Origin of the sequence: Oceanobacillus oncorhynchi, assembly GCF_000821065.1 — a bacterium.
GTDB lineage: Bacteria > Bacillota > Bacilli > Bacillales > Amphibacillaceae > Oceanobacillus > Oceanobacillus oncorhynchi.
This window is the reverse complement of the sequence record NZ_CDGG01000001.1, coordinates 3377037-3388972: the sequence shown is the minus strand read 5'-3', so window position 1 is coordinate 3388972 and position 11936 is coordinate 3377037. Positions and strand designations below refer to the sequence as shown.

The window sequence follows — 11936 nt, the reverse complement described above, 5'->3', positions numbered from 1 at the left end:
TCTTATTCTCCCTTCTCCTCTATGTCTGCTGCAATAGCCGTTATCACTCCGATAAAAGTGAATAACTCTTCTTTCTCTGTTGTTAATGGAGGCAAAATACGCACGACATGCTCTCCTGCTGTTAATACAAGAACCTGTTTTTCTCTTAATTTCTCCACCCAGACCCCTGCTTTATTTTCAACTTCCAGCCCGATAAGAAATCCTTTTCCTCTTACCCCTGTAATAAGTGAATTGGTTTCAGCTATCTTCATTAACCCTTCAACTAACAGGGTGCATTTTTCCTGTAAATCTTGTAAAAATGCCGGGTCTGCAATTTTCTCTAATGTAGCCAGCCCAGCTGTTGCTGCCAGCGGATTTCCCCCAAAGGTGCTGCCATGGGTTCCTGGTGAAAAACTGTCCGCAGCTTTACTTTTTGCTAGTAATGCTCCAATCGGGAAACCAGAGCCTAATCCTTTAGCCAAGGTGATAGCATCCGGCTCAATATCGTACTGTTCATAGGCAAACAAAGTACCCGTCCTGCCGACCCCAGTCTGAATTTCATCGACCATAAACAGAATATCTGCCTGCTTACAATAGTCATACAGTGCTTTTATCCACTCTGCATCCGCCGGATGAACGCCGCCTTCTCCCTGGACCAGCTCCAGTAAGACGCCCGCTGTTTTATCGGTATCTATTTGCTCCAGCGCTTCCGGCTGATTAAACGGCAAATAAGTAAAACCAGGTGTTAATGGGGTAAAGCCTTTATGGATTTTAGGCTGTGCAGTTGCAGCCATCGTATAACCGGTTCTTCCGTGAAAGGAGTTTGAAAAAGTAACAATCTCTGTTCTTTCCAGCTTCTGTTGGTCCTTTGCATATTTTTTAGCCAATTTGATTGCTGCTTCATTTGCTTCAGCACCGCTGTTACAGAAGAAGGCCTGATCAAAGCAGCTTAACGAAACTAACTTTTCTGCCAATGCTTCCTGCTGGGGAATCTGATACAAATTAGAAACATGCCATAAGTTCTCTAATTGCTCGGATAACTTTCCCTGTACATAATCCGGCACATGGCCTAAACTACATGTTGCAATCCCGGATGTATAGTCCAGGTATTTCACACCCTGGTCATCCCATACATAGCTTCCTTTTCCTTTTACAATAGTAAGCGGCAAACGCTGATAATTTTTCATTAATGCTGATGTTGTCATTGTATTAGACATGCTCAAACTCCTTTTCACTTAAAATCGTCCCTACTTTTTCTCCGTCTAAATATTTCAAAATATCATTAGGTTCTAATCCATTTAAAATAACCGATTCCTCTACGCCGCCCTGCAAGCTTGCCAACGCCGAACGCACCTTGGGAATCATGCCGCCATAAATGACGCCGGAATCAATCAATGCTTCAACATCTTTTTTGGTTAAATGGTGGTGGATTACTTCTTTTTGGTCGATTGTTTCCATCACACCCGGAATATTACTGATCAGAACAAGTTTACAGCCTAATGCCTCTGCTACTGCACCAGCCGCTGTATCGCCGTTAATATTGAAACGGGTTTCTCCCTCGCCTGCTGCAATCGGGGAAATAACAGGAATACCGCCTGCATCCAGAATCATGTCAATCCAGAACGTTTCCACCTTGGTAACCTCTCCGACAAAACCAAGCTTCCCATTTTGAATTTGTTTTGCCTGCAGCAGGTTGCCGTCCACTCCGCTAAGACCAATTGCTTTTCCATTTTGATTTTGAAAGGAACTGACAATCCGTTTATTAATGGTTCCGCTCATTACCATTTGCGCAACTTCTAACACTTCTTCCGTAGTAACCCGAAGCCCATCGACAAATGTACTTTCAATATTCATCTGCTCCAGCGCCTGATTGATTTCCGGACCGCCGCCGTGAACAATAACAGGTTCACAAATCTTTTTTTCTTTCAGCTCGATTAACAGCTCATAAAAAGCCTTTGGCAGCTCCTGCAAAATACTTCCGCCTACTTTAAATACTACTTTTGTCATTAGAACACCTCACGTTCGATAGGATGCGTTGATCTGTACGTAATCATAGGTTAAATCACAGCCCCAGACAGTTGCTTTCTCCACGCCGTCTGTTAACCCGATAAAAAGGTGAACCGTATCTTTAACCAATTCCTCTACACAATTCGGTTCATGGAAGGCAAGCAGCTGCCCTTCCTTAATAATCTGCTCTGATCCAATCGCAAGCGATAACCCCTGTTTATCAAATGCTACGCCGCTTGCACCTAGAGCACTGATGATTCTTCCCCAGTTGGCATCTTCACCATAAATTGCTGTTTTTACCAGACTGGAGCCAATCACTGCTTTCGCCATCTGCGCCGCTTCCTGCTCCGATCTAGCTCCTTCTAAACTTACTTCAACCAGCTTGGTTGCTCCCTCTCCGTCCTTAGCTATCATTTTTGCAAGCTCCCGGCTGACGAATTGCCACGCTTCCATAAATTGATGCCATTCCGGATGCTGTGGATGAAGTGTTTCATTATTCTGCATTCCGTTTGCTAAGATAAGTACCATATCATTCGTACTGCTGTCCCCGTCCACTGTAATACGATTAAAGGACTGATCGGTTATTTGTCTTAATCCCTGCTGGAGACTTTCCGTTTCTACGTTTGCATCGGTTGTAATAAAGGAAAGCATGGTCGCCATATTCGGGTGAATCATACCCGACCCTTTCGCAGCGCCGGCAATGGTGATGACTTTTCCATCTATTTCAACCTCGACAGCAATATGCTTCGTTTTCGTATCCGTTGTTAAAATGGCATGTTCAAAATCAACAGCTGCTTCACTCTCCCCAATACGGGCAATGGCTCCTTTAATAACATCCATTGGAAGCATCTCACCAATGACTCCCGTGGAGGCAACAGCCACTAAGGAAGAGTCAATTCCTATTTTTTTGGCTGTAAGCTGCTGCATTTCTAACGCATCCTGATAGCCTTGTTCACCTGTATACGAATTGGCATTAGCAGAATTGACAACGACTGCCTGCAGCTGGCCGGAATGCTTTAGTGCCTGCTGTGTTACATCCAGTGGGGCTGCCTGAAATGTATTCTGCGTATACACTCCCGCGGCATTTGCTGGTACATCGGAATAAAGCCAGCCGAAATCACGCTTAGATTTCCGCAGCCCTGCGTGTATGCCTCCTGCAGTAAATCCTTTAGGCTGATCAATATGTGCATTTTCTAAAATTTTAAATGACTTCGATAATGTATGTTCCACCTATGATTTTCCTCCTCAAAGTTGTTCTCTTTTAGATTATGGAAATACTGGAATAAACTCCAATCCCATTGTCTCATCCCATCCGTTCATCAGATTAGCATTATGAATTGCCTGGCCAGCCGCTCCTTTTACTAAATTATCAATCGCCGACGCTATCACAATGCTGTTTGTCCGCTCGTCTACATACGCTCCAATATCACAGTAATTACTGCCCGTTACCCCTTTTGTTGCCGGAAAATGACCTTCTGGCAAAATACGGACAAAGGATTTCTCCTGATAGTATTCCTGTAGATAATCTAAAATGGAGGCGGTGGTTTCCTGACTTTTCAAATCTGCATATATTGTGCATAACAGCCCTCTTGTCATTGGAATCAAATGCGTTGTAAAAGAAACCTTTACATCATTATCTGCAAATTGGGATGCATAACGTTCAATCTCCGGGATATGCTGATGCTGACCAATTTTATAAGGAACAACATTTTCATTTGCTGAAGAGAAATGGGCTTTTTCACTTAAACCTTTTCCAGCTCCGGAAATCCCTGTTTTCGCATCGATGCGAATACCCTCTGTCTGAATTTTATTCCCATCAATAAGCGGGATTAATGCGGATAAAGCAGCAGTCGGGAAACAGCCCGGGTTAGAAATAATCGACGCTGATTTGATTTCCTCTGTAAAAATATCACTGAGTCCAAATACTGCTTTCTCCAGCACATCTGCAGAAGCAGGCTCTTTTCCATACCATTCCTTATATTCCTCTGAAGTAAGCCGGAAGTCGCCAGATAAATCGATACATTGAACGGAAGTATCCTGGAAAGAAGGAATAATATTTTTAGCGACACCAGCTGGGGCTGCTAAAAATAAAATATCAATCTCTTTTTCTAGCTCCTCGGTATTTAATGCTTCCATCTCTTTCGTAATAATACCGTTTAAATGCGGATAAGTAGCTGATAACTCCTCTCCTGCCTGTGATTGTGATATAATTTTAGTAATCTCGATTTCTTTATGTGATTGGAGAAGCCGGATAAGTTCAATCGCCCCATACCCGGTTCCGCCAATAATTGCTGCTTTCTTCAAAAACGCTCTCTCCCTTGTCTGAAAAATGAATTATTCATTATTATAAATTTTTATGTATGTTTATGCAAGGGAATTTATAAATATTAATGAAATTTCTTCAGATTAATTGTTTACTTGTATAATATATGAATAAAAAAGACACTGATCAAGCTTTATGATCAATGTCTTTTTCTTATCACACATCTTAAATAAATGGAATCCAAACCTTTGTATATCGGAGTTTTTGAAGCATCCTTAAATCAAGTTTCGTAGTATCTCAACTCAGATTCCTGTTATTTTCTCTTGTTTCTAACAGAAAAAAATTTATGCAGTCCTCCTGCATCTTCATTCAGCTTCCCGCACAAACCGTTCCAGAAAGCCATCCAATGTTTCCTTATATAATTCCTCATCTTTCACAAAGGACTCCCCGTGGCTCGCCTCATCCACAAGCAGAAGCTCCTTTTCACTTTTGGTATTTTCATAGAGCTCCTCTGTCATCTCAGTCGGCACAAAGACATCTTCTTTTCCATGAATATATAATATCGGAACTTCCGCTTTTGCAACTTGATCTAAAGCAGAGGCTTCCTTCAGCCCGTAACCGGCGCGCAGCTGTGTTACGAGACTGGTAGATGGGATAAACGGAAAGGAAGGCAAATGGAACATCCGGTCAATTTGGTAAGAGAATAATTCATTGACATCTGTATAAGAAGCATCCGCTACAACGGCTTTCACATTCGGCGGCAGTTCCTCCCCGCTTGCCATCAAAACAGAGGAGCCTCCCATGGAAACGCCATGTAATACAATTTCAGCATCATCACCGACACGTTCCATTACTTTATCAATCCAATCAAGCAAATCTAAACGGTCGTGCCAGCCAAAGCCGATATAATCTCCTTCACTCTCTCCATGTCCGCGCATATCCGCTGTAAAAATGTTATATCCTAAATCCTCATAATAATGCTGTCCGTATAAAGCCATATCTTTTCCGCGCCCTAAATAACCATGAGCAAAAATAACTACTTTATTCGTAGGCTGTTCTGCTTCCAGATAATATCCTTGTAAATCAAGATTATCATAGGAAGTCTGATGCCAAGTTTCAAACGGCTGTTCATCCGACCAGTCCCGCCAATCACCTTCTAATAAAATATCCAGTGTCTCTGCTTCCACTTCCAGGTCATCATTATCGTTTAAAAAATCTTTTACATTCCTTTCAATGGCGAGGTTATAAAAGAAAATCGCAGCAGCAAAATTTATAATAAGGAGTATCAGCACAACTCCTGAAATAATCCAAATCCATTTCTTCTTTTTCTTCACACCCTGACCCTCTTTTCTATCTAACATTCTAACTACCTATTATACTAGAAATTCCCTGAAGTATATAATCCAAGTTATGGGAGAATGCCAGGAAATTTGTTTAATCGTACATACACAAATAAACGTATAAGGCTTTGTTAGCGCACAAAGCCTTATACGTTTTACACATGCTTTTTGATTAAATATGTCGTCTTTCCATTAAATGAATGCCTAGTCCGGTAAATAAGACAGTCATCAATGTTAAAATACTGATCGGCAGCAGGAGCTCTGTAAAGGAATAACCGTACACTGCTGCTCCCTGAATAATATCTAAACCATATTTGATTGGATTCAAATTTGCTAAAAACAGCAGGACAGGATTGCTGACAATTTCTAACGGCCAAAATGCGCCGCCAATCATGGCTAAACTTACTGTAATAATACTGATCGCTGCATTAAACTGCTCCACATTTTTAACAAGTGCTGTAATCAAAATAGACATAGCAACAATAGCTAAAGCATATGGAATCAGCATCAGTAAAATTTCAATCATTCGATCATTAAAGGTAATTCCCCGCCAGAAATAGAAGAAACTAAAAATAATTATAATTTGCAGATAGCCTTCTATAAAACTGTAAAACAGGTTCGCAATATACATTTCTGATTTCTTAATTGGCGATAAAATCATCCGGTCCCAGACACCCATTCTTTTTTCTGTCAGGATTTTGACTACCCCATACGCGATGGTATAAATAGCGAAAAATAATGCAAAGCCGCCCACACGATGTACATTATCATCATATTGCCAGGATTCCTCTCCTGAAAAGCTGTGTACCGACAAATCAAATGTACCTTCCGAGGCAGCTTCCTGGTAGGATGAAACGACTTGATCGGCTTCCATTCCTTCTGCGTCTGCTGCCTCCCGGATTAATGCCTCTCGCATATCTGTTGTATATACTTCCTGGACCGTCTGTTGGATCAGACCTGCATTCGGAGATTCTACTCCTACTAAAATATCAAAACGATCCACAGATAAGATAACGCCCGTATCTGCATCCCCTTCCCTTAACTCTTCTTGCAATGCTTCTTTATCAACTTCATAAAAACGAAAGGCTTCCTGCTCCTCCAGAGATTGCTGGTAATCACTTGCTCCATCTTCCACATAGACAGGAACTGGAATTCCACCGCCTCCTTCCCCTACATTTAAAGAAGAAATAACCCAGGCAAAGACAATCGACATTCCTGTAAAAAGGAGAAAAGTAAATGGATTACGAATAAACTCCCTTATCCGTGCTAATAATATGCCTTTCATCGTGTGGACCCCCTTTTTGGAAAGCTTATCGCAGCAACTATAATCATCAGAGCACCAAAACCAATCATGTAAATAAGATAATTCGAAATTTCCTCTATGCCGCTTCCCCGGAGTAACTGAATATAAGCACTTAATCCAGAGCCGTTCGGTGTCATATTACCGATACGCTGAATCATTTCCGATAATTCTCCAATCGGGAAAAAGCTCCCTCCGATAAATGCCAAAATAGAAGTAACAACCCCTGAGAAAAAGCCAACAATCGCATCTGATTTAAAACGATAGCTGATAGCCGTTAATAGTACGGTGATTCCACCTACTGCAACAGCATAGGAAAAGGTAGTTAACAAAAATGCCAGCACATCCTGAAATGTGACTTGGAAAACAACATAAGAAAAACCAAAAATAATTAATAGCTGAATAAAGGCAATGATCATACCAGAAATTAGGATACTGAAGAAGTACATCCATCTCGGCATATCACCGACAATAATACGGTCAAACACCTGATCCTGCCTTTCCCTGGTTGCAAAGAAACCAATGGTAGAAGCAACATATAACCCGGTAAAAACTGCCATGGCAACCGTATAATAATCACGAGAGGAAATCGGATCCAGCTGTTCAATCTGTGTCTGCTCGCCAACGTTTGAGGCAGCCTGCATTTCATTCATATCTACATCCAAATCATTTTGCTGCAGAAAGGCCTGCGTAGTCAGATTCTCATCAAATTGCTCCAAAATTTGTGATAAGACAGATGAATAGATTCCATCCTCCTGATTGACATGCAGCGTTAAATCTGGTTTGGCAGTGTCCTGCCCGGAGATAGCCTGCAGCATATCATAGGTGAAATTTTCTGGTACTTCGATTAAACCGGAAAAGGAATCATCCGCCAGCACATCTGCTTTTTCGTCTTCCTGTATAACCTCTAATTCAATCATTTCCTGCAAATCTTCCCCTTGAAAAATATCCTCCCGGAGCATCGTAATCATATGCAGGTCTTCGCTGTCACCAAACGCCTCTGCCGGCGCACCAATTGCTTCCATTTCATTGATAAATCGCTCGACCTGATCCGCTTCATCTTCATGCTCCAGCCAGGCTACTTTTAATTCAAGCTTTGGACTGCCGCTTTCCATAAACCCTGCCAATGCAAAGCTTAAAATAAGAATAAGGATAATCGGCAACCCCAGAAGTAAAAAAATCTGGACAGGATTACGCCATAGCAGGAGCAATTGTTTTTTAACTAGTTGAAATATCATAGCAATCCTCCTCTAATCACGTAATGCTCTTCCGGTTAAGTGCAGGAATACATCCTCCAGCGTTGGGGACTTCACATGCAGCGAGCGTAAAGAAATATCATATTTATCCGTCATCGAAATAATTTCAGAAAACAAATTGACTTCCTTTGGCGTAATTAATGTAATCTCTTTTTCTTCCACATGCACATTTGTCACCGATTCATGGTCCTTCAAACGGGCAATAAATGCTTCACTCCAATGGTCAGCCTGGATTGAAATCGTATTTTCGGAAGAAAGAATCTGCTTGATTTCCTCCTTCGTCCCAGAAGCAATTAAATTCCCCTGATCCATAATATAAATACGGTCACACAGATAATCTACTTCTTCCATGTAATGACTTGTATAGACGACCGTCATTTGATTTTCTTTGTTCAAACGTTTGACAGTCTCCAAAATATAGCTTCTGGATTGCGGGTCGATGCCGACAGTCGGTTCATCCATAATTAAAATTTGAGGGCTGTGGAGCATAGCTACCCCAATATTCAACCGTCTTTTCATCCCTCCGGAAAAAGACTCTACCAGCGCTTTTCGCTTCTCTGTTAAACCAATTTGCTCTAAAATCTCATTCACCCGCTGTTTTAAAGTTGAGCCCTTCAAACGATAAATTCTTCCAAAGAAAAGCAGGTTTTCTTCCGCCGATAACTGCGGATAAAGTGCGATTTCCTGCGGTACAACCCCAATGGCTTTCCGTAATGGAGATGGCTTTTTAATGACAGACTTTTTCAAAAACCGGACGTCTCCCTGTGTCGGCTCAATCAATGTAGAAAGGATAGAAATAGCCGTTGATTTACCAGCTCCGTTCGGACCGAGCAGACCGACGATTTCTCCCTGTTCAATAAACATATTTAATGCCTTTACTGCTTCTATTTTTTTAAAATGCTTTGAAATATCAACTAATTCCAGCATGTTAGCCCCTCCTGTCAAATCTACTTATATTTTATCGTCTTCCCGAGCAAAGCAACACTTTCCTCCGTCACTAATCGGATGGAAAAAAAGTGACTCCAGTCATTTTTTCATCCAACACTTCTTCTTTCCTTGCTTAACACAAAAACAGCAGAACTGATTTTCAGCTCTGCTGTCATTAAGTAATTCATCCTTTTTCATTTTTAAATTGCCTTTGAGACCAAACCAGCGTAATAACGAATACGAGTGCGATGCTGAACAGAAAAATCAAAATTCCCATCTGCTGCTCATAAACCGGGTCAAAAGGCAGAAAACCAATATAGAATTCATCCGGCATTTGCAAATCGACCGGAATACATACGCGTAAGGACTCTAGAAAAACAGCCGGATCCTTGTAGGTTTGATAAATGCCTGAACCTGCTAAAAGACCATAAAAGCAATAGGGTAAGAATGCAGATATTTGAACGGCCGTTACATACCATCTGACACGATTATTCAGCCAATAATAGAAAAATGCAGCCCAGAAATTCAATGCAGCCAAAAACAGACACATCATAAAGAAATGATTCCAGTACAGCTCTATACGGGCAATATCAAACATAAATGGCAGATGATAACCGTAAAAAAAGACCGTCAGCAGGGTAATAGCTACTGCAGGCTTCCGGAAATAAGCAAGTGCGCTTTGTATCCAGCTGATTTTTTCACTGATCCACGATTTTGGCCTCCATCCAATAACAAGCAAGGGAGCCGCAACAAAAAGTAAACCGACAATTTGATACATATGTGCCTGCAGGGTCAGCCTGCCAATAATATTTAATGGACTTCCCACAGACAGAAATAAGACAACCATGCCGAAGAGAAAAGAGATAATATAAAGCATACCGCTCTTTCCCTTGGAAGGAATCATAAAAAAATAACAAACAATCATAAATGCACAAAACAAAAAGATTCCGCCATTCCACAGGGTTGAAAAATGAAATTCATCTAAAAATATTGCAATCATCTCTTCTTCACCAAACTTTTATTTAAGGTTACTTCTATTTTAAATTATGTAACGGCGGACTTCAGCAGGGAATTCGTACAATTTCTTGACATTCGTTCTTGAAACTTCCTCATTTACGAAATATCATGAGTAAGCGCATAAATGGCAAGCTGCGTCCGGTCACGTAAATCAGTCTTTTGCAGAATAACAGAAATATGATTTTTTATCGTTCCTATAGAAAGATACAATTCAGCAGCGATTTCTTTATTCGTTTTTCCCTGTCCAACCTTCTGAATAATTGCTCTTTCCCTTTCTGTTAGCTCAATATTTGCTGCAGCGCTTGTTTTTTTAGATTGCTTTAACAATCTCGGCATTACTTTCGCGGTCACCTCATCATGCAGCACCAAGCCGCCTTTCATCACGCTGTAAACTGCTTCAATAAGCTTTTTGCCGTCAGAGGTTTTCAACAAAAAACCGCTTGCTCCTTCATTCAGTGCTTTCAGTGCATATTCATCGTCATTAAAGGTCGTCAGAATGAGAATAGGCACATCCGGCCACCGCTCTTTGATTTTTCTAGTCGCCTCAATACCGTTCATATCCGGCATCCGGATGTCCATAAAAACAATGTCAACACGATGCGCGCTCATCTTTTCCATCGCCTCGATGCCATTACTTGCTTCACAGCTTATCCGAATTTGCTCATCCTGCTCCAAGATCATACGCAGCCCTTGACGTACGATTTCCTGATCCTCCACAAGCATCACGTGGAACATACATTATCATCTCCTTCCGTCATCAATATCAGCTGGGAATCCTTCCTGATAAAACAAACTTATCAGGTAACTGAAGAATCTCTAATTTCCCATCGAATTCCTCCACACGACTTTGCATATTTGTCAGTCCAAATCCTGGTTCATATGCTTTTACTTGATGTATTTTATTACTGATTTCAAAATGGATTGCCTGATCTGCAGATTTACTTAAAGTTACAAAAACCTCACGGCTGTTGGCATGACGCATGGCATTGGTAATCCCTTCCTGAATCACCCGATAAAGAACAACACTTTTAGCATTAGAAATCGGCACGGATAAAACCCCGTTCTTCATCGTGAAATGCACATTCAAATGACTTTCACTTTCTAACTTCCGGATCAGCTGGACGACCGTTGCGATACCTTCCGATTCCTCCACTTTTAAAGCTTTGACAGCATCCCTGGTTTCCTGCAGGCTTCTGTTTGCCAATTCCTTCATCTGTCCAACTTCCAGCTCTGGATATTGAATCGACAGCATCTCTATCTGCATCATTAATGCAGTCAAATGATGTCCGACAGAATCATGCATATCTCTGGCGATACGTGCTCTTTCCTCTGTTTTTGCATTTTTCTCCGCATCCACATGCTGCCGTTTCAGCTGCCTGTAGGAATCATTCAACTCCTCGTATAAACGCTTATAATACTGGTTATGACTCCATTGCTGATGCAGGAGAATGCTTATTCCCAAAATAAAAATGCTTCCAAGAAATAATTCAAGGGAAATCGATGAAAAAAAAGAAAAGAACATACACGCTGCTATTGCTGCAGCTGACAGCGTATAATATGCCTGTGTTTCTACCTGCCTGGCAGCTAATACCAGCAAAAACCATATTAAACTGATAGAAAATAAAACATTTTCCGAGAAAAAGAAACCGGCGCATAGAATAATGATGGTATTGCCTAAGAAAAGATACAGATTCTTCGTTCGAAACGATAAGAGAAAGAAAAAAGCCAGACTCAGTGCAAATAAAAAGAAATGATAAGGGATAAATGTACTGTTAAATAAGAGTAATCCAACCCATAATATTGAAAAAAACAGAAATTGCAGCCAAAATTGTTTCATCCTGTCCCCC

11 protein-coding genes are annotated in these 11936 nt (G+C 41.1%); all 11 read right to left on the bottom strand.

Annotated elements, in window-relative coordinates; all coding sequences use genetic code 11:
* Positions 1-2: 2 nt before the first annotated feature.
* The 11 genes from BN997_RS16205 to BN997_RS16155 all read right to left on the bottom strand — a co-directional run bounded on the left by BN997_RS16205 (position 3) and on the right by BN997_RS16155 (position 11926).
* The gene (locus tag BN997_RS16205) at positions 3-1196 is read right to left on the bottom strand and encodes an aspartate aminotransferase family protein (protein ID WP_042533744.1); all 1194 of its coding nucleotides are present in this window, start codon (positions 1194-1196) and stop codon (positions 3-5) included.
* Positions 1189-1986 carry an acetylglutamate kinase gene (argB, locus tag BN997_RS16200; protein ID WP_042533742.1) on the bottom strand — a complete coding sequence of 266 codons (798 nt, stop codon included), beginning with the start codon at positions 1984-1986 and terminating at the stop codon, positions 1189-1191. The genes BN997_RS16205 and argB overlap by 8 nt, the downstream gene beginning before the upstream one ends.
* A gap of 9 nt (positions 1987-1995) precedes the next feature.
* Complete coding sequence (argJ, locus tag BN997_RS16195) at positions 1996-3216, bottom strand: bifunctional ornithine acetyltransferase/N-acetylglutamate synthase (protein ID WP_042533740.1); 1221 nt, start codon at positions 3214-3216, stop codon at positions 1996-1998.
* Positions 3217-3252: 36 nt separating this feature from the next.
* On the bottom strand, positions 3253-4290 hold the full coding sequence (gene argC, locus BN997_RS16190) for an N-acetyl-gamma-glutamyl-phosphate reductase (protein ID WP_042533738.1): 1038 nt from the start codon (positions 4288-4290) through the stop codon (positions 3253-3255).
* A 324-nt stretch (positions 4291-4614) separates the two neighbouring features.
* On the bottom strand, positions 4615-5583 hold the full coding sequence (locus BN997_RS16185) for an alpha/beta hydrolase (RefSeq protein WP_042536207.1): 969 nt from the start codon (positions 5581-5583) through the stop codon (positions 4615-4617).
* Between the two features lie 178 nt (positions 5584-5761).
* Positions 5762-6874, bottom strand: a complete 1113-nt coding sequence (locus BN997_RS16180; protein WP_042533736.1) for an ABC transporter permease — start codon at positions 6872-6874, stop codon at positions 5762-5764.
* On the bottom strand, positions 6871-8127 hold the full coding sequence (locus BN997_RS16175) for an ABC transporter permease (protein WP_042533735.1): 1257 nt from the start codon (positions 8125-8127) through the stop codon (positions 6871-6873). Before BN997_RS16175 ends, BN997_RS16180 begins: the two co-directional genes overlap by 4 nt.
* Before the next feature lie 12 nt (positions 8128-8139).
* On the bottom strand, positions 8140-9072 hold the full coding sequence (locus BN997_RS16170) for an ABC transporter ATP-binding protein (protein WP_042533733.1): 933 nt from the start codon (positions 9070-9072) through the stop codon (positions 8140-8142).
* Between the two features lie 184 nt (positions 9073-9256).
* Entirely contained in the window at positions 9257-10072 is an 816-nt protein-coding gene (locus tag BN997_RS16165; protein ID WP_042533731.1) for a cytochrome c oxidase assembly protein, read from the bottom strand.
* 113 nt (positions 10073-10185) lie between these two features.
* Complete coding sequence (locus BN997_RS16160; protein WP_042533730.1) at positions 10186-10824, bottom strand: response regulator transcription factor; 639 nt, start codon at positions 10822-10824, stop codon at positions 10186-10188.
* A gap of 28 nt (positions 10825-10852) precedes the next feature.
* Entirely contained in the window at positions 10853-11926 is a 1074-nt protein-coding gene (locus BN997_RS16155) for a sensor histidine kinase (RefSeq protein WP_042533728.1), read from the bottom strand.
* Positions 11927-11936: the final 10 nt, after the last annotated feature.